Origin of the sequence: Bradyrhizobium sp. 1200_D9_N1_1 (assembly GCF_052075915.1) — a bacterium.
Classification (GTDB): domain Bacteria; phylum Pseudomonadota; class Alphaproteobacteria; order Rhizobiales; family Xanthobacteraceae; genus Bradyrhizobium; species Bradyrhizobium diazoefficiens.
Genome location: NZ_CP197226.1, coordinates 8,713,189 through 8,731,721, shown reverse-complemented (window position 1 = coordinate 8,731,721; position 18,533 = coordinate 8,713,189). Strand labels below are relative to the sequence as shown.

Annotated in this window: 19 protein-coding genes; 14 read left to right on the top strand and 5 right to left on the bottom strand. The window is 65.3% G+C overall.

Going from position 1 to position 18,533, the window contains the following annotated elements; genetic code table 11:
- Positions 1-42: 42 nt before the first annotated feature.
- A complete protein-coding gene (locus AB5K84_RS41325; protein WP_011083983.1) occupies positions 43-1,413 on the top strand; it encodes a glutamate--cysteine ligase in 1,371 nt (456 codons plus the stop codon).
- 113 nt (positions 1,414-1,526) lie between these two features.
- Positions 1,527-2,099, top strand: a complete 573-nt coding sequence (locus AB5K84_RS41320; protein ID WP_011083984.1) for a PAN domain-containing protein — start codon at positions 1,527-1,529, stop codon at positions 2,097-2,099.
- Between the two features lie 124 nt (positions 2,100-2,223).
- On the opposite strand, the gene AB5K84_RS41315 is transcribed toward AB5K84_RS41320, so the two are convergent.
- From AB5K84_RS41315 to AB5K84_RS41300, 4 genes are all read right to left on the bottom strand, one after another.
- Positions 2,224-2,790: a nucleotidyltransferase family protein gene (locus tag AB5K84_RS41315; protein WP_011083985.1), complete on the bottom strand. Its 567-nt coding sequence runs from the start codon at positions 2,788-2,790 to the stop codon at positions 2,224-2,226.
- Between the two features lie 22 nt (positions 2,791-2,812).
- On the bottom strand, positions 2,813-3,592 hold the full coding sequence (lepB, locus tag AB5K84_RS41310) for a signal peptidase I (RefSeq protein WP_011083986.1): 780 nt from the start codon (positions 3,590-3,592) through the stop codon (positions 2,813-2,815).
- Entirely contained in the window at positions 3,589-5,016 is a 1,428-nt protein-coding gene (gene tldD, locus AB5K84_RS41305; protein ID WP_038965288.1) for a metalloprotease TldD, read from the bottom strand. The genes lepB and tldD overlap by 4 nt, the downstream gene beginning before the upstream one ends.
- A gap of 101 nt (positions 5,017-5,117) precedes the next feature.
- Positions 5,118-5,651, bottom strand: a complete 534-nt coding sequence (locus tag AB5K84_RS41300; RefSeq protein ID WP_028173706.1) for an invasion associated locus B family protein — start codon at positions 5,649-5,651, stop codon at positions 5,118-5,120.
- 447 nt (positions 5,652-6,098) lie between these two features.
- Here AB5K84_RS41300 and coxB point away from each other — a divergent pair, with 447 nt between their 5' ends.
- The 9 genes from coxB (at position 6,099) to AB5K84_RS41255 (ending at position 13,183) form a co-directional block, all read left to right on the top strand.
- Positions 6,099-6,938, top strand: coding sequence for a cytochrome c oxidase subunit II (gene coxB / locus AB5K84_RS41295; RefSeq protein ID WP_011083989.1), 840 nt, complete (start codon positions 6,099-6,101; stop codon positions 6,936-6,938).
- An 88-nt stretch (positions 6,939-7,026) separates the two neighbouring features.
- The gene (ctaD, locus tag AB5K84_RS41290) at positions 7,027-8,652 is read left to right on the top strand and encodes a cytochrome c oxidase subunit I (protein ID WP_011083990.1); all 1,626 of its coding nucleotides are present in this window, start codon (positions 7,027-7,029) and stop codon (positions 8,650-8,652) included.
- A gap of 60 nt (positions 8,653-8,712) precedes the next feature.
- Positions 8,713-9,657: a heme o synthase gene (locus tag AB5K84_RS41285; RefSeq protein WP_011083991.1), complete on the top strand. Its 945-nt coding sequence runs from the start codon at positions 8,713-8,715 to the stop codon at positions 9,655-9,657.
- Positions 9,654-9,827 (top strand): hypothetical protein, encoded by a 174-nt coding sequence (locus AB5K84_RS41280; protein WP_011083992.1) that lies wholly within the window; start codon positions 9,654-9,656, stop codon positions 9,825-9,827. The genes AB5K84_RS41285 and AB5K84_RS41280 overlap by 4 nt, the downstream gene beginning before the upstream one ends.
- A 5-nt stretch (positions 9,828-9,832) precedes the next feature.
- On the top strand, positions 9,833-10,477 hold the full coding sequence (locus AB5K84_RS41275) for a cytochrome c oxidase assembly protein (RefSeq protein ID WP_011083993.1): 645 nt from the start codon (positions 9,833-9,835) through the stop codon (positions 10,475-10,477).
- A gap of 79 nt (positions 10,478-10,556) precedes the next feature.
- Positions 10,557-11,453, top strand: a complete 897-nt coding sequence (locus AB5K84_RS41270; protein WP_011083994.1) for a cytochrome c oxidase subunit 3 — start codon at positions 10,557-10,559, stop codon at positions 11,451-11,453.
- A 97-nt stretch (positions 11,454-11,550) separates the two neighbouring features.
- A complete protein-coding gene (locus tag AB5K84_RS41265) occupies positions 11,551-11,952 on the top strand; it encodes a DUF983 domain-containing protein (protein ID WP_011083995.1) in 402 nt (133 codons plus the stop codon).
- The gene (locus AB5K84_RS41260) at positions 11,949-12,701 is read left to right on the top strand and encodes an SURF1 family protein (protein ID WP_038965289.1); all 753 of its coding nucleotides are present in this window, start codon (positions 11,949-11,951) and stop codon (positions 12,699-12,701) included. Before AB5K84_RS41265 ends, AB5K84_RS41260 begins: the two co-directional genes overlap by 4 nt.
- 116 nt (positions 12,702-12,817) lie before the next feature.
- The gene (locus tag AB5K84_RS41255) at positions 12,818-13,183 is read left to right on the top strand and encodes a nuclear transport factor 2 family protein (RefSeq protein ID WP_011083997.1); all 366 of its coding nucleotides are present in this window, start codon (positions 12,818-12,820) and stop codon (positions 13,181-13,183) included.
- Here the strand turns inward: AB5K84_RS41255 and AB5K84_RS41250 are convergent.
- Positions 13,180-14,520: a histidine kinase gene (locus AB5K84_RS41250; protein WP_011083998.1), complete on the bottom strand. Its 1,341-nt coding sequence runs from the start codon at positions 14,518-14,520 to the stop codon at positions 13,180-13,182. The genes AB5K84_RS41255 and AB5K84_RS41250 overlap by 4 nt on opposite strands.
- A gap of 86 nt (positions 14,521-14,606) precedes the next feature.
- On the opposite strand from AB5K84_RS41250, the gene AB5K84_RS41245 reads away from it, so the two are divergent.
- The 3 genes from AB5K84_RS41245 to AB5K84_RS41235 all read left to right on the top strand — a co-directional run bounded on the left by AB5K84_RS41245 (position 14,607) and on the right by AB5K84_RS41235 (position 18,504).
- Positions 14,607-15,251 carry a response regulator transcription factor gene (locus AB5K84_RS41245; protein WP_011083999.1) on the top strand — a complete coding sequence of 215 codons (645 nt, stop codon included), beginning with the start codon at positions 14,607-14,609 and terminating at the stop codon, positions 15,249-15,251.
- 548 nt (positions 15,252-15,799) lie between these two features.
- On the top strand, positions 15,800-17,218 hold the full coding sequence (thrC, locus tag AB5K84_RS41240) for a threonine synthase (RefSeq protein WP_063921382.1): 1,419 nt from the start codon (positions 15,800-15,802) through the stop codon (positions 17,216-17,218).
- On the top strand, positions 17,215-18,504 hold the full coding sequence (locus AB5K84_RS41235; RefSeq protein WP_011084001.1) for a M16 family metallopeptidase: 1,290 nt from the start codon (positions 17,215-17,217) through the stop codon (positions 18,502-18,504). The genes thrC and AB5K84_RS41235 overlap by 4 nt, the downstream gene beginning before the upstream one ends.
- The last annotated feature ends 29 nt before the right edge of the window (positions 18,505-18,533 follow it).

Below are 18,533 nucleotides of genomic sequence, written 5' to 3'. Positions count from 1 at the left end.
CACCCGCGCATTCGGTCGAAGCGCTTTTGATTAGAGTTTGATATGGCGCGAGACCAGATCGATATGACGCCGTTGCAATCGCGCGACGAGCTCGTTGCGTGGTTCGAGGAAGGCTGCAAGGATCCGTCCGAATTCCGCATGGGCACCGAGCACGAGAAGACGCCTTTCACGCTCGAAGGGTACCGCCCGGTGCCTTACGAAGGCGCACGCGGCATCGGCGCGCTGCTCGAGGGCATGAAGCTCCTGCTCGGCTGGGAGCCGATCATGGAGAAGGGCAACATCATCGGCCTCTACGACGTCACCGGCGGCGGCGCGATCTCGCTCGAGCCGGGCGGACAGTTCGAGCTTTCCGGTGCGCCGGTCGAAAACGTGCACCAGACCCAGAGCGAGCTGATGGCGCATCTGGCGCAGGTGCGCGAGATCGCAGCGCCGCTCGGCATCGGCTTCCTCGGGCTCGGCATGACGCCGTCCTGGTCGCGCGCCGACATCCCGGTGATGCCCAAGGGCCGCTACAAGATCATGACCAACTACATGCCGAAGGTCGGCCAGTACGGCCTCGACATGATGTACCGGACCTGTACGGTGCAGACCAATCTCGACTTCTCCTCCGAAGCCGACATGGTCAAGAAGCTGCGTGTGTCGCTCGCGCTCCAGCCGGTCGCAACCGCGCTGTTCGCAAATTCGCCGTTCACCGAAGGCAAGCCGAACGGCTTCCTCTCCTTCCGCTCCGAGATCTGGCGCGACACGGACAATGCGCGCGCGGGCATGATGCCCTGGGCGTTCGAGGACGGCATGGGCTTCGAGCGCTATGTCGACTACGCGCTCGACGTGCCCATGTATTTCGTCAAGCGCGGCGAAGACTACATCGACGTCTCGGGCTCCTCGTTCCGCGCCTTCTTCGACGGCCGCAACAACAATCTTCCCGGCGAGCGGCCGACATTGTCGGACTGGGCCAACCATCTCTCGACGATCTTCCCGGAAGTGCGGCTGAAGCGCTATCTCGAGATGCGCGGCTCCGACGGCGGACCGTGGGGCCGTCTGCCGGCGCTGCCGGCGTTCTGGGTCGGGCTGCTCTATGACGATGTGTCGCTCGATGCCGCCTGGGACATGGTGAAGCACTGGAGCGCGCATGAGCGTCAGGCCCTGCGCGACGACGTGCCGCGCTTCGGCTTCAAGGCGCGGATCAAGGACCGCTATCTGTTCGAGATCGCCAAGGAATGCCTCGTTCTGGCACATGCCGGCCTGCGCCGGCGCGGCCGGATCGACCAGCTCGGCCGCGACGAAACGCGGCATTTGGAGCCGCTCGACCGCATTATCGATTCCGGCCGCACGCCGGCCGAGGAAATGCTCGAGAAGTTCAACGGCCCCTGGAAGGGCTCCGTGGAACCGGCCTACGCGGAGTACGCGTTCTAGACCAACAGGCCAACGACCGGGACTTAAGCCGTTCATCGCCCATACAGGTTTGCGGCGATCAAATGACCGGCTGAAAAAACCTGAGCGTCGTCAATAACTCGAAAGCTGTTCTGATGGGGAAGGGCCGCCTGTCCGTCATGGCAAGGGTCTTGGCAAGCGTCGTGGCATGCGCCGCGCTGCTCTCGCTCGTGCTTGCGAGCTGGCCTGCGCGCGCCCAGACGGCATTCGACCGGCCCGGCGGTGACTATTTCAGCACGCCGGTCACATCGGGCGACCCCGAGGATTGCGCGCTGCTGTGCGAGCGCGACCGCCGTTGCCGCTCGTGGAGCTTCAGCTATCCCGACATCGACGGCGCCGGGGCGGTGTGCTGGCTCAAGAACACGGTGCCGCCGCGCGTGCCGGGCAATTGCTGCATCTCCGGTGTGCGCGGCGCCGGCGTGATCGAGCCGCGCGTCGAAGGCGTGGAGACCTCGATCGACCGCCCCGGTGGCGACCTGCGCAATTTTGAACTCAAGGACGGCGAAGGCGAGGAGGCGTGCAAGGCCGCCTGCACCGCCGACAACAAATGCCGCGCCTTCACCTATGCCCGTCCCGGCTACACCGGCCGCGAAGCGCGGTGCTTCCTGAAAAAGGAAATCAAGCCGCCGCGCCGCAAGGCGGGGTTCACGTCGGGCGTGGTGCGGTAGGATTTAGCTAGCGTCGAATACACGGTCGTCATGCCCGGGCTTGTCCCGGGCATCCACGTCGTTTCTCCATCGCGGCTGCGCGTGGATGGCCGGGTCAAGCCCGGCCATGACGTGGCGAGGCATCTCACTCCGCCGCAATGACCGTGAGCTCCGGCCACAGCGCCTTCCATCGCGCGGCCTTCGCCGCGTAATTGGCAATGGAAAAATTCTGTGCCCGATTGGGCCGCACGATCAATCGCGCGACGTCGTCGAACCCGTGCGGCGCATAGACGTCGAAGCTCCCGCCCGCGGGTTGGATACCGAGCTGGGTATTCTCCGTCAGGAAGCGGTCGATGCCGTCGGTTGAACGCGTCAACGGCGGATAGGGCAGGCCGTGCTTGTCGGGGTACCACAGATGCACGCGCGCCTGATTGCGGATCTCGACCTTGACGCCGAGATGCGCCAGCCGTGCCTGCAGCTTGCGGATCACCGCGTCTTCCGCCTCCCACGACGTATCGGGATCGAAATAGAACACGTCGTAGTCGGCGATGCCGTGATCGACGGCGCGGCCCGTGAGCACGTTCCACACCGTCTGCACCAGGCAACCTGCGACCAGCCACGCATCCGGAAGGGCGAGCCGCGCGAGTTCGTCGATGATCGTAACGTTGACGGGATTTCTCAGCGCGAGCGCGAGGAATTCGTCGCGGTTCATCGTGAGGTGAGGAGACTTCCGGTCAATGCACGGCGGTGAAGAACCGCGCGAGGCGGAAACCGGACAGCCAGGTCCACACCGGCTGGCCGCGCATGCCGAGGTCCCAGGAGCCGAGCACGGCATCCGCGCGTCCGACCAGATTGTCGATCGGCAGCAGACCGACGCCGCCGGAGCGCAGCGGCACGCGGCTGTCGGCGGAGTTGTCTCTGTTATCGCCGAGCACGAAGAGATGTCCGGCCGGCACCGTCACCTCCGGCGTGTTGTCGAGCGGGCCATTGTCGCGCATCTTGAAGATCAGGTGCGAGACGCCGTTCGGCAGCGTCTCGACATAGCGGTAGGCAGGCTCGCTGCCGCCATTGTCGTCCTCGGCGGCGCCGATGCCGTCGGGCTTGAGCTCGGCGGGCCGGTCATTGATGAAGAGCTGGCCCTGCCGCATCTGGATGCGGTCGCCGGGCAGACCCACCACGCGCTTGACCCAGGCCTGCGAGCGATCGCCGGGCCAGCGGAACACCACGACGTCGCCCTGCTTCGGCGTCTCCGCGAACACGCGGCCGCTCTCGGGCAGGTTGATCTGGATCGGCAGCGACGAGGTGCCGTAGCCGTAGGGGAATTTCGAGGCGAGCAGGGCGTCGCCGATCAGCAGCGTCGGCTCCATCGAGCCCGACGGCACGTAGAACGGCTCGGCGAGCGCGCCCTTGGCGATGAACACCGCGGCGACGATGCCGGCGAGTTGCACCAGTTGCCCGCCCCAACCGCTGCTCTTCCGCTTGGTGGTGGTCGCAGTCATCTTCTCAACACTCATGCGCCTGTTCCACCCACCGTAATGCGTTCCATCAGAAGCGACGGCTGGCCGACGCCAACCGGCACGCCCTGGCCGTTCTTGCCGCAGGTGCCGATGCCGGTATCGAGCGCGAGATCGTTGCCGATCATGCGGATGCGATGCAGGTCGGTTGGCCCGTTGCCGATCAGCATGGCGCCCTTCAGCGGGGCGCCGATCTTGCCGTTCTCGATCTTGTAGGCCTCGGTGCACTGAAACACGTATTTGCCCGAGGTGATGTCGACCTGGCCGCCGCCGAAATTCGCGGCGAAGACGCCGTTCTTCACCGACGCCAGGATCTCGGCCGGATCGCGATCGCCCGCGAGCATGTAGGTGTTGGTCATGCGCGGCATCGGCACATGGGCATAGCCCTGGCGGCGGCCGTTGCCGGTCGGCTTCATGTTCATCAGCCGCGCGTTCTGGCGGTCCTGCATGTAGCCGACCAGGATGCCGTCCTCGATCAGCACGGTGCGATTGGTCGGCGTGCCCTCGTCGTCGATCGAGAGCGAGCCGCGGCGCGAGGCAATAGTGCCGTCGTCGACCACGGTGACGCCCTTGGCCGCGACCTGCCGGCCCATCAGGCCGGCAAAGGCCGAGGTCCTCTTGCGGTTGAAGTCGCCTTCGAGCCCGTGGCCGACCGCTTCATGCAGCATCACGCCGGGCCAGCCTGCGCCAAGCACGACGTCCATCTCGCCGGCAGGGGCGGGAATGGACTCCAGGTTGACCAGCGCCTCGCGCAGCGCGCCGTCGGCGGCGTCGCGCCAGTTCTTGCTCTCGATGAATTCGGCATAGCCGGCGCGGCCGCCATAGCCCTTGCTGCCGCTCTCCTGGCGGTCGCCCTGGCCGGCGACGACGGAGATGTTGACGCGCACCAGCGGGCGGATGTCGCGATAGCTCTCGCCGTCGGGCCGCAGGATCTCGACCACCTGCCAGGTTGCGCCCAGGCTGACGCTGACCTGCCGCACCCGCGGATCCTTGTCGCGCAGATAGGCGTCGATCTCGGCGAGCAGCTTGACCTTGGTCTCGAAGCCCGGCGCATCGAGCGGGTTGTCGTCGCCATAGAGGCGCACATTGGTATGCGGGGGAGGGGCCGAAAAGCTGCCGGAGTAGCCGCCGCGCACGGCGGCAACCGCGTCGGCGGCGCGAATCAGGGCCGGCAGCGACACGTCGGAGGAATGGGCGTAGCCGACCGCGTCGTCCTTGACGGCGCGCAGGCCAAAACCCTGGGAGGTGTCGTAGGTCGCCTGCTTCAGCCGCCCATTGTCGAACATCAGCGCTTCGGTCTGGCTGTACTCCAGGAACAGCTCGCCGTCGTCGGCGCCGGCAAGCCCGCGCGCGACCTCGTGGCGAACCTGGTCGCGGTCGAGATTGGCGCGGTCGAGCAGGGAGGTTGTGTCGGGATTGGTCATGTGTCCGTCCATTATCTGGAGATGTGGGGCAAGATAATGGTTTCAGACCAGTTCCGCGAGGGCGCGAAGCCTCACATTACGGAAACAATAGGTCCAGCTGCCTACGGCAGCTTGTCGTACCCCTCACCCAGTCCGTTCAGGCTGAGCGGGAAGCCGATGCCTTCTTCCGGCGTCTCGAAGATGATGAAGGTCGCGGTCTTGGCGGTGCGGAGCTGGCCGAGCAGCTTGTCGTCCATGACGACCTCGGCGACGCAGCCATTGGGCAGGCAGCGGACGAAGCCGGCGCGGCCGACGTCCTGATTGTCGAGCTTCAGCCCGAGGCCGGAGGGCAGCAGGACGCCGAGGGGGGCGACCACGCGCATCAGGCGGCTCTTCTGGTCGGCGGTCTTGAGCACGATCACGGTCAGGCCGGCATTGGAGCGGTCTTCGGCCACGACGCTCTGGATCAGGGCGCATTGCTCGGCCTGGGCGCCCGGCGGGGTGTCGCAGCGAATCTGCCAGTCGCCATGGACGGAGCGCACCGCGCCCTGCGCATGGGCGAGGCTGGGTAAAGCAAGGAGAAGGGCGGCGGCCAGAAGGCCGATCAGCGCGTTGAGGCTGCTATCCGGCCTTGCCATGCATCTCGAAAGCCCCATCGGGGTCGGTCCCTCTGCTCGCTTGGGTCGCTTGCGCGGGTGGACTGATACGGAAATGACGGCGTCTTGAAGGCAATTCCCAAGCAAATTCCGCGCCGCCGAGGCCGCCGCCGCCGGCACGAATCAGGTTCCTGTGCGGCCGTTCGCCAGTGCCTACAACGGGCAATTCCGCTGTCAAGCCGCAGCATCCCGGGAAACGGTATTTTTGTCTGATGTTACTAGGAAATATCTTGCGGGTGATCGCTGGCAGATGGGGTTCAAGACTGCATTGCGATAGATCAAGAATTATGGTTTGAGAAGCTTGATTTCGGCGTTCTAGCGATCTGGCCCCAATTCCTCTTAGAGGTATTCTTGAGTGGCGGTTTGTCAGACGGACGGATCGAATAAGCGTTTCCCGGAAATAGGGGGACGCACCTGGGGTGATTTCGTAAGGGGAGCGCGAACGGCATGAGGATGTCGAAGGGCCGGGTAGGCCGGCATTTGCTGGGATTGGCCGTAGCTGGTCTGACACTGGCGACGGGCAGCGCGGCATTTGCCGAGCTTGGGCAGCCGGCGCCATGGGAGTGGACGCTCCAGCAGTCCGGCTCGCCGGTGATGGACAATATCGTCTGGTTCCACAACTTCCTGTTCGTGCTCATCGCGCTGATTACGCTGTTCGTTCTGGCGCTGCTGGTGGTCGTGGTCATCAAGTTCAACGCGAGGGCCAATCCGGTGCCGTCGCGGACCACCCACAACACGCTGATCGAGGTGGCCTGGACGCTGGTTCCGGTGCTGATCCTGGTCGGCATCTCGGTGCCGTCGTTCCGCCTGCTGTTCCTGGAGCTCGACGTGCCGAAGGCGGACCTGACCATCAAGGCGACCGGCAAGCAGTGGTACTGGTCCTACGCCTATCCCGACAACGGCAAGTTCGAGTTCGACTCGCTGATGGCCCAGGACAAGCAGCCCCGCCTGCTCGGCGTCGACAACGAGATGGTGGTGCCGGTCAACAAGGTGATTCGTGTTCAGGTGACCGGTGCGGACGTCATCCACGCCTTCGCGCTGCCGGCGTTCGGCGTGAAGATCGACGCCATTCCGGGGCGACTGAACGAAACCTGGTTCAAGGCCGCCAAGACCGGCATGTTCTACGGCCAATGCTCGGAGCTCTGCGGCAAGGATCACGCCTTCATGCCGATCGCGATTCGCGTCGTGGAAGACAAGGAATTCGCCTCCTGGGTCGAAACGGCGAAGAAGAAGTTTGCGAGCGGTGGCACCGGCACCTACGCCTCCGCGGCCGGCCCGACGCAGTAGGCGTCGGGTAAAGGCTCGAGGGGACTGAAAGCGACATAAAGGGCGGGACCTCCAAAGGTCCGATTGGGACGCAAGGCAGGATTTGAAAATGGCAACCAGCGCAGCGGCACACGGCGATCACGCGCAAGACCACGGACATGACGAGCACGCCCATCCGACCGGATGGCGACGCTACGTCTATTCGACCAACCACAAGGACATCGGCACGATGTACCTGATCTTCGCGGTCATCGCCGGCGTCATCGGTGCCGCGATGTCGATCGCGATCCGTGCCGAGCTGATGTATCCGGGCGTGCAGATCTTCCACGAGACGCACACCTACAACGTCTTCGTGACCTCCCACGGCCTGATCATGATCTTCTTCATGGTCATGCCGGCGATGATCGGCGGCTTCGGCAACTGGTTCGTGCCGCTGATGATCGGCGCGCCCGACATGGCGTTCCCGCGCATGAACAACATCTCGTTCTGGCTGCTGCCGGCCTCCTTCGGGCTGCTGCTGATGTCGACCTTCGTCGAGGGCGAGCCGGGCGCCAACGGCGTCGGCGCCGGCTGGACCATGTACGTGCCGCTGTCGAGCTCCGGCCATCCCGGCCCGGCAGTCGACTTCGCGATCCTGTCGCTGCATCTGGCGGGTGCCTCGTCGATCCTCGGCGCCATCAACTTCATCACCACGATCTTCAACATGCGCGCGCCGGGCATGACCCTGCACAAGATGCCGCTGTTCGTGTGGTCGATCCTGGTGACCGTGTTCCTGCTGCTGTTGTCGCTGCCGGTGCTCGCCGGTGCGATCACCATGCTGCTCACCGACCGCAATTTCGGCACGACCTTCTTCGCGCCCGACGGCGGCGGCGACCCCGTGCTGTTCCAGCACCTGTTCTGGTTCTTCGGCCATCCCGAGGTGTACATCCTGATCCTGCCCGGCTTCGGCATGATCAGCCAGATCGTCTCCACCTTCTCGCGCAAGCCCGTGTTCGGCTATCTCGGCATGGCCTACGCCATGGTCGCGATCGGCGGCATCGGCTTCGTGGTGTGGGCGCACCACATGTACACGGTCGGCATGTCGTCGGCGACGCAGGCCTATTTCGTCGCGGCGACGATGGTGATCGCGGTTCCGACCGGCGTGAAGATCTTCTCGTGGATCGCCACGATGTGGGGCGGCTCGATCGAATTCCGCGCGCCGATGATCTGGGCCGTGGGCTTCATCTTCCTGTTCACGGTCGGTGGCGTCACCGGCGTCGTGCTGGCGAACGCCGGCGTCGACCGCGTGCTCCAGGAGACCTACTACGTCGTCGCGCACTTCCACTACGTGCTGTCGCTCGGTGCAGTGTTCGCGATCTTCGCCGGCTGGTACTACTGGTTCCCGAAGATGACGGGCTACATGTACAACGAGACGCTGGCGAAGGCGCACTTCTGGGTCACCTTCATCGGCGTGAACCTGGTGTTCTTCCCGCAGCACTTCCTCGGCCTGTCGGGCATGCCGCGCCGCTACGTCGACTATCCCGACGCGTTCGCCGGCTGGAACCTGGTCTCGTCGGTCGGCTCCTACATTTCCGGCTTCGGCGTCCTGATCTTCCTCTATTGCGTGATCGATGCCTTTGCGAAAAAGGTGCCGGCTGGCGACAATCCGTGGGGTGCCGGCGCGACCACGCTGGAGTGGACGCTGCCCTCGCCGCCGCCCTTCCATCAGTTCGAAGTGCTGCCCCGCGTGCAGTGAGCGATCACCCGCGGCGCCCATGACGGGCGCCGCGGCTCCATAACGAAGCGAGTTGATTTAGTGTCCGTCCTCGACCAGAACGCCGTCGACATCAATCCCCGCATCTCCGAAGCGGAGGTGGGCGACTACATTGCGCTGCTCAAGCCGCGGGTGATGTCGCTGGTGATCTTCACCGCGCTGGTCGGAATGGCGATGGCGCCCGGGCATTTCCACCCGGTGCTGGCGATCACCTCGCTGCTCTGCATCGCCGTCGGCGCCGGCGCCTCCGGGGCGCTCAACATGGCGCTCGAAGGCGATATCGACGCCAAGATGTCGCGCACGGCGAACCGGCCGATTCCGCGTGGCCGCATCACCCGTCCCGAGGCGATGACGTTCGGCATGACGCTCGCCTTCTTCTCGGTGATGACGCTCGGCATCCTCGTCAACTGGATCGCGGGCGCGCTGCTCGCCTTCACCATCTTCTTCTACGTCGTGATCTACACGATGTGGCTGAAGCGCTGGACCGCGCAGAACATCGTGATCGGCGGCGCCGCCGGTGCGTTGCCGCCGGTGGTGGCCTGGGCCGCGGTGACTGGCACGGTCGACGTCGAGCCGCTGCTTCTCTTCGCCATCATCTTCTTCTGGACCCCGCCGCATTTCTGGGCGCTGGCGCTGTTCCGCTCGGACGATTACGCGCGCGCCGGCATTCCGATGCTGCCCAATGTCGCCGGTCCCGATGCGACCCGCCTCCAGATCCTGCTCTACACGATCGTGCTGATCGCGGTGGCCGCCGCGCCCTGGGCGCTCGGCTATTTCGACGCCGTCTACGGTGTCGTCTCGCTGATCCTCGGCGCCGGCATGCTGGTGCTCGCGATCAACGTCTATATGCGCCGCGAGCGCAGCCAGTCGTTGCGCGCCACGCGAAAACTGTTCGCCTTCTCCATCCTTTACCTGTTCGCGCTGTTCGCGACCCTGCTGGCCGAGGTCGTGTTCCGGGCGCTTGCTCCGATGGCAGGGGGCGCATGATCGCGGTGGCGGACAAACCCGAGCCAGATGGAATCGTTCTCACCGAGGCGCAGAAGAAGAGCCGCCGTCAGCGCTCGATCGCGATCGCGCTCGCGCTCGGCGTGCTCGTGGTGCTGTTCTTCGCCGTCACCATGGTCAAGGGACCGGCAGTTCTAGTCCGGCCGATGTAGGGAAAATGGATCACGAGCCGACCATATCGCGGGATCAGAGCCGGACGGCCAGGAAAGGCGTCGGTAAGGGCCTCGGTCGTGACGTGCTGGTCGCCTCGATCTGCGGCGGCGTGGTGGCGCTGATGGTCGGCGCCTCCTATGCGGCGGTGCCGTTCTACAACTGGTTCTGCCGCGCTACCGGTTTCAACGGCACGACCCAGGTCGCGACCGCCGCGCCGGCCACCGGTCCGATCGCGCGGAAGATCGCGGTGCGCTTCGATTCCAACGTCGCGCCCGGTCTGCCCTGGAAGTTCGAGCCGGAGCAGAGCGAGATCGAGGTCAATATCGGCCAGGTCACGACCGTCTTCTACACCGTGACCAACCAGGCCGCGCGCACCACTGCCGGCCAGGCCGCCTACAACGTCGCGCCGCTGACGGTCGGGTCCTACTTCCAGAAGATCAACTGCTTCTGCTTCACCGAGCAGACCATGGCGCCCGGTGAGAAGCGCGAGATGCCGGTCGTGTTCTACGTCGATCCGTCGATCGCCGACGACCACGAGAACGACGGGCTCAGCACGATCACGCTGTCCTACACGTTCTACCCGGTGAAGGATCCGGTGGTGAAGCCGCTCGCGTCCGGGGAAGGCGACAAACGCAAGGGAAATCTCTGACCGCCGGGCTCACGCTCTGGGGGTTGGACACAAGGGGATAAGTGCCGGACAGGCACGGGATTGAGGAGAGAGACCGCAAATGGCTACCGCGCAAGGCAAGCATCACGACTATCATCTGGTCGATCCCTCTCCCTGGCCGGCGGTCGGTTCGCTCTCGGCCTTCATCATGGCGGTCGGCGCGATCGCCTGGATGCACCACATGTTCTCGGCCGCGCCGATCGTGTTCGGCGTCGGCACCGTCGGCGTGCTCTACACCATGGCGAGCTGGTGGGGCGACGTGATCAAGGAAGCCCAGTACAAGGGCGACCATACCCGCGTCGTGCAGCTCCATCACCGCTACGGCATGATCCTGTTCATCGCCTCCGAGGTGATGTTCTTCGTCGCCTGGTTCTGGGCCTATTTCAACGCGGCGCTGTTTCCGGCCGACGCTGTCCACGCCACCCGCGATGCCGTGTTCGGCTGCGGCCTCGGCACCGCGGCCGGAGCCTGCGCGGTCCCCGGCACCTGGCCGCCCCACGGCATCGAGACCTTCGATCCCTGGCATCTGCCGCTCCTGAACACGCTGATCCTGCTCACCTCGGGCACCACGGTGACCTGGGCGCACCATGCGTTGCTCGAGAACGATCGTCAGGGCCTGAAATACGGCCTGATCCTCACCGTCGTGCTCGGCGCGCTCTTCACCTGCGTGCAGGCCTATGAGTACAGCCATGCGGCGTTCTCGTTCGCCGGCAACGTCTATGGCGCGACCTTCTTCATGGCGACCGGTTTCCATGGCTTCCACGTGCTGGTCGGCACCATCTTCCTGCTGGTCTGCCTGTTCCGTGCCTATGCCGGCCACTTCACGCCGAAGCAGCATCTCGGCTTCGAGTTCGCCGCCTGGTACTGGCACTTCGTCGACGTGGTCTGGCTGTTCCTTTTCCTCTGCATCTATGTGTGGGGACACGGCGCCGAGACCATGGCCCACGGCGCGCACTGAGCAGCTTTGGATCGATCAGAAAGGGCGGCCGCAGGGCCGCCCTTTCGCTTTTGCGCCGCCGGAAGTTTCGGCGGAAACTGTGATAGAGTCCGCCATCATGAATGACACCGCCGGTCCACCCAAGTCCGAAACCACCGTCCTGCAAAGCGCGATGCGCGGGCTGGCCTGCAAATGTCCGCGCTGCGGCCAGGGCAAGCTCTATGCGGGCTTCCTGACGCTCGCACCCTCCTGCGACCGCTGCGGCCTCGACTATGCCTTCATCGACACCGGCGATGGCCCGGCGATCTTCATCATCATGCTCGCCGGTGGGATCGTCGTTGCGTGCGCGCTGATCGTCGAGGTCAAGTACCAGCCGCCGTACTGGCTGCATGCCGTGCTGTGGCTGCCGCTGATCCTCGCCACCACGCTCTTGCCACTGCGCGCGATGAAGTCGCTGCTGATCGCGCTGCAATTCCACCACAAGGCAGCGCCGGGCCGGCTGGTCGACCGCGCGAAATGAACGAGACTGCGCGCAAGCCTCGCGTGGCCGGCTTTGCGCTGTTCACGCTTCTCCTGACGGCCGCCTTCGTTGCCCTCGGCGTCTGGCAATTGCAGCGCCGGACCGCCAAGCACGAGCTGATCGCAGCACTCACCGAGCGTCTGGCGGCGGCACCCATCGCGCTGCCGCCGCCCGCACAATGGGCTGCGCTCAATCCCGCGCGCGATGAATTCCGCCGTGTCAGCTTCACTGCGACCTTCGCCGCCTCGCCCGATGCGATGGTCTATTCGTCCGGCTCGGCCGTACGCAAGGACGCCTCCGGTCCCGGCACCTGGGCCTTCCTGCCGGCGCGGCTTCCGAGCGGCGAGATGGTCGTGATCGATGCCGGCTTCGTCGAGAACACGATGCAGGATCGCAGCGTCGAGGATCGCGCGGTGAAGAAGCTCGTGACCGGGCAGCCGGTCGCGCTCACCGGCTATCTGCGCTTTCCCGAACCGCCGGGCTGGCTGACGCCGGCGGAGAGCCGCGACAAGCGGCTCTGGTTCGTGCGCGATCATGTGGCGATCGCGAGCGCGCTCGGCTGGGGCACGGTTGCGCCGTTCTACATCGATCTGGAGCAGCCCGCGCCCGCGAATGGCATTCCGCGTCCGGGTCCGCTCGACGTGCATCTGAAGGACGATCACCTGCAATACGCCGTCACCTGGTTCGCGCTTGCAGGCGCGGTGCTGATCGCGTTCGGCGTCTGGGTGAGGGGACGTCGCTCGAGCTGAATCTTCCGGAGGTTCCCGGGAGGAACCCGGTATCACCCGGGGTTTACCATTCAGCGCGTATTCACGAGTGTGGTCCTAAGCCGCATGCAAAATTTCGCGGCAGACAGGATTGCGGCGTGAGCGATTTCGATCAGATGGGAATTGTCGTCGATTGGGTGGATGCCTGCCGGAAAGGCGACCTCGCGACGCTGCTCGACCTCTATGCGGACGACGCCCAGATCGAATGCACGTGCAACGGCACGCAGCGTTATCGCGGCCGAGACGAGCTCGAAGTCTACTGGGGGCCGCGGCTCAGCGCATTTTCGTCGGCCGGCTTCGGTCTCGAGGAGATCCATCCCGTGCCTGATGGCGTCGATCTCGAATATTCCGTCGCGGGCGCGCTGCGCATTCACGCCTCGTTTCGCTTCAGTGCGGAAGGCAAAATCGACAGCACGCTGTGCGCGCCGGCGCGACAGAACGCGCATCACGGCTGCGCGTGCTAGCTTTGCGCCGGCTCGTCGCGCGTCCTCTGCACGGGCAGACGGCAGCGCACATAGGTTCGTTCATCCGCGCGCAGCAATGACAGCGATCCGCTGAGCGCGCGCACGCGCTCATGCATGCCGGTCAGACCCCGGCCGAACACGTTGCCCTCGAGAAATCCCCCGCCGTCGTCGGAGATCTCGATGGCGAGCGCGTCGCCTGAAATGGCCGCCTGCACATGGGCATTGCGTGCTGCGGCATGGCGCAGCACATTGGTCAGCGCCTCCTGGATCACGCGATAGACGGTCTGGGCCAGCGGCCCGTCGAGCCCGTTGAGACCAGGATCGACCGTGGCGGTCAGGCCGATATGCGGGGCCTGCTTGCGAAAGTTCCGGAGCAGCGTCTGCACGCTGGTTTCCAGCCCCAATTCCTCGATATAGAGCGGCCGCAGCCGGTCGAGGATGCGGCGGTTGGTCTGCTGGAGCGCTTCGACCGATTGCAGCACCTCCTGTGCCGTATTGCCGAGATGTCCCACCGGCGGCGAAGCCTCGATCAGGGCGATCGTGCCGGCGCGGATGCTGAACAGCAGCGGGCCGAGCTCGTCGTGCAGCTCGCGGGCGAGATCGCGCCGCTCGTCGTCCTGGAGCGACACCAGGCGGTGCAGCAGGTCGCGATTGTCCTGGCTTAGTCGCGCGAGCGTCGCCGCCAGCGCATTGGCCTCCTCGCAGCTCTGCCGGATCTCCGGCGGCCCTGCCACCGGGATCGGCGTCGCATAATCGCCGCGCCGTATTCGTGTGAGGCCTGCGCCCAGATTTTGCAGGGGGCGCAGTGCCGATTCCGCGAAGAGATAGGCGATCGTTCCGGTCAGCACCGTCAGCACGGCGATGAGGCTCGTCAGCGCCAGAAAACCGATCCATTTCTCGAACAGGTCGACCGACAGGTCGGGCAGGAACACGAGATCGCCGACCCGCTTGCCGTCGATGATCAGCGGGGACGCCGCGTCCATGTCCGGGATGGTGAGCAGGTCGATGAACCATTGCGGCACGCTATGCGGCTTGCGCGGACCGGCCGTTGGCGAGGGCTCGGGACCCGCTTCGACAGGACGGAATTGGATATCGGAGGAGGTGCCCAAAGAATGGACAAAGGCGTCGAGCGTCTGCCGCGGATTGTCCGAGGCACGCAGGGTGTTGTTGAGCGCCGCGGCGACCGCTCGGGCCGAATGTCGCCCCAATTCGTTCTCGTCGGCCAGCTGGCCGGTCGCAAAGCTCTGGAGCAGCACGCCGCCCATGACCAGCGCGGCGAGGAAGCTCACGCCGAGCGGAAGAAACAGTTGGGTTCTGAACGACAGGTGTTGCCACATTAGTTCAATTCTAACGCGTCCCGGCGGATTTCTCTCTTTCCATTTGTTCCCGCCGGTCTATGAGTTGAAAAACCAGAGAGCGCGCGATGCAAGATACCGCCAAGCCGGCGACCAGGGTCCTGATCGTCGACGACCATCCTGTGGTGCTGTCGGGTTGCCGAACCCTGTTCGCATCCGACCATTCGATCCGCATCGACGAGGCGATGGACGCCAAATCCGGCCATCGCGCCTATATCAGCAAGCGGCCCGACGTCACCGTGATCGACATCAGCCTGCCGGATGTCTCCGGGTTCGAGCTGATGCGGCGGATCCGCAAGGACGATCCTGATGCCAAGATCATCATGTTCAGCATGAACGACGATCCGGCTTTCGTGGTGCGGGCGGTCGAGCTGGGGGCGCAGGGCTATGTCTCCAAGGGAGATGATCCCAGGATCCTGCTGAAGGCGGTGCGCAAGGTGGTCGCGGGCGACAATTTCATCTCGCCGCAGCTGGCGGAGGCCGTGACGTTCTCCGGTGCGGCGATCAAGGCCAATCCGGCCTCGCAGATGACGCCGCGGGAGCTCGAGATCCTCCGCCTGCTCGGGCGCGGCGACAAGATCGTCGAGGTCGCCGAGGCGCTTGGGATCTCCTACAAGACGGTCGCCAACACCACCTCCCTGCTCAAGCAGAAGTTGGGGGCCAAGAACCATTCCGACCTGATCCGGATTGCGGTGGAAATCGGCATGAACTGACGTCCCGCCAGCGACCGAACCGGCTGCTCCAGGATGCAGCGGTTCGGCCGACGGATCGGCGACTCCGCCGGCCGGGCAATGCGTGGCCGACGGCGGACGCTATCCGCCGACACAATGGACTGCGGCTGCGTTCGTTCCTGCCGCGATCAAGGGTTCAGGAAGAAATGGCAAAGCCGGCCTTGTGGCCAGTATGCGGACGGGTATGCGGCGTTCATACGCGTCGGGAAAAACAGGAACATTTGTCGTCGCGCCCGGTTTTCGCCCTTGACGGTCTGAGGACAGGCGACGAAAGCTTGCGCGAGCAGTTTTAGCGGGCAGGCGCCCCGGACGAGCCAAACTGGTCTGCACATATCAACGACAGACCTTCCAAGAGAGGGCTGCGGCATTGCCGCAGCCCTTTTCGTTGCAAAGGGTGCGGGCGGGAAGCGGTTTCCCGATGCCGCAAAACACTTTATGGTGGCCCAAAGCCTCTGGCTGTTAATCAGGAATATCGTGAAATCAAAGGCTTACGGATCAAGCTTCGGCTTGGCCGGCCTTTGGAGGGCAGTTTGACTCGTTATATCTCGACCCGGGGCGAGGCCCCCGAACTCGGCTTCTGCGACGTGATGCTGACCGGGCTTGCCCGCGACGGTGGCCTGTATGTGCCGGCGACATGGCCGCAGCTCTCGGCTGACACGATCGCCGGCTTCTTCGGCCGCCCGTATTGGGAGGTCGCCGTCGACGTGATCCGTCCCTTCGCCGGAGGCGAGATCACGGACGCTGAGCTCGGCCGGATGGCGAACGAGGCCTACGCCACCTTCCGCCATCCCGCGGTGGTGCCGCTGCGCCAGATGTCGCCGCACCAGTTCGTGCTGGAGCTGTTCCACGGCCCGACGCTCGCCTTCAAGGACGTGGCGATGCAGCTCATCTCGCGGCTGATGGACCATGTGCTCGCCAAGCGCGACCAGCGCACCACCATCGTGGTCGCAACCTCCGGCGACACCGGCGGCGCTGCGGTCGAAGCCTTCGCGGGGCTGGAGAACGTCGATCTCATCGTACTGTTCCCGCACGGCCGCATCTCCGAGGTGCAGCGGCGGATGATGACGACGACGGGCGCGGCCAACGTGCATGCGCTCGCCATCGAAGGCACGTTCGACGACTGCCAGGCCCTCGTGAAGGGAATGTTCAACAACCATCGCTTCCGCGATGCGACCTCGCTGTCCGGCGTCAATTCCATCAACTGGGCGCGTATCGTTGCCCAGGTGGTCTATTACTTCACCTCCGCCGTTGCCGCCGGCGCGCCGGCGCGCGCGGTGGACTTCGTCGTGCCGACCGGCAATTTCGGCGACATCTTTGCCGGCTACGTCGCCAAGCGCATGGGTCTGCCGGTGCGGACCCTGCGCATCGCCGCCAACGTCAACGACATCCTGGCGCGGACGCTGAAGACCGGCATCTACGAGGTGCGCGAGGTGCACGCCACGGCGTCGCCGTCGATGGACATCCAGATCTCCTCGAACTTCGAGCGGCTGCTGTTCGAAGCCGGCCGGCGCGATGCGGCCGGTGTGCGCCGTCTCATGGATTCGCTGAAGCAGTCCGGGCGCTTCGTGCTGCCCGATGCGACGCTCGCCGCGATCCGCGAGGAGTTCGACGCCGGGCGCGCCGACGAGACCGAAACCGCGGCCGCGATCCGCGCCGCCTGGCGTGAGGCGGGCGAGCTGGTCGATCCCCATACTGCGGTCGCGCTCGCGGTCGCCGATCGCGACACCACCGACACCACGGTGCCCAGCATCGTGCTCTCCACCGCGCATCCGGCCAAATTCCCCGACGCGGTCGAAGCGGCCTGCGGCCAGCGGCCGCAACTGCCGGCCTGGCTCGACGGCCTCATGACCAAATCCGAACACATGAAGGTGATGAAGAACGATCAGGCCGAGGTCGAGCGGTTCGTGCTGTCGGTCAGCCGTGCCGCAAAACAGGGAGTTGCCGGATGAGCGTCGAGATCTCCAAGCTTGCGTCCGGCCTCACCGTCGTCACCGACAAGATGCCCCATCTCGAGACTGCGGCGCTCGGGGTCTGGGCCGGCGTCGGCGGACGCGACGAGAAGCCCAACGAGCACGGTATCTCGCATCTCCTCGAGCACATGGCGTTCAAGGGCACGACCAAGCGCTCGTCGCGCGAGATCGTCGAGGAGATCGAGGCTGTCGGCGGCGACCTCAATGCCGGCACCTCGACCGAGACCACGTCCTATTATGCGCGGGTGCTGAAGGCCGACGTGCCGCTGGCGCTCGACGTGCTCGCCGACATCCTGGCCAATCCCGCCTTCGAGCCCGACGAGCTGGAGCGCGAGAAGAACGTCATCGTGCAGGAGATCGGTGCCGCGCAGGACACGCCCGACGACGTCGTGTTCGAGCATCTCAACGAGCTCTGCTATCCCGACCAGCCGATGGGCCGCTCGCTGCTCGGCACCGCCAAGACGCTGCGCGCCTTCAACCGCGACATGCTGCGCGGCTATCTGTCGACGCATTATCGCGGGCCCGACATGGTGGTGGCGGCCGCCGGCGCGGTCGATCACAGCCAGGTGGTCGCCGAGGCCGAGAAGCGCTTTGCAAGCTTTGAAGGAACGCCGGGCCCGAAGCCGCAGGCCGCCCAGTTCGGCAAGGGCGGCGCTAAGGTCGTGCATCGCGAGCTCGAGCAGGCGCATCTGACGCTGGCGCTGGAAGGTGTGCCGCAGAACGATCTGTCGCTGTTCTCGCTCCAGGTCTTCACCAACATCCTCGGCGGCGGAATGTCGTCGCGGCTGTTCCAGGAGGTGCGCGAGAAGCGCGGCCTCTGCTACTCGATCTACAGCTTCCACGCGCCCTATACCGATACCGGCTTCTTCGGCCTCTACACCGGTACCGATCCGGCCGATGCGCCGGAGATGATGGAAGTCGTGGTCGACGTCATGAATGATTCGGTGGAGACCCTGACCGAGGCCGAGATTGCACGGGCCAAGGCGCAGATGAAGGCGGGCCTCCTGATGGCGCTGGAGAGCTGCTCCTCCCGTGCCGAGCAGCTCGCCCGCCACGTCCTGGCCTATGGCCGGCCGCAGACGGTGCAGGAGCTGGTGGCCCGGATCGACGCCGTCAGCGTCGAATCGACCCGGGACGCGGCGCGTGCACTGCTTTCGCGCAGCCGCCCTGCGGTTGTCGCATTAGGCAGTGGCAGGGGTCTGGACACGGCGGTGTCTTTTGCGGAAGGATTGACCCGGGCACGTGCCAAGGCGCGACTGCATTAGGAGCCGCGCGTGGGCTGATCCGCCCCGGG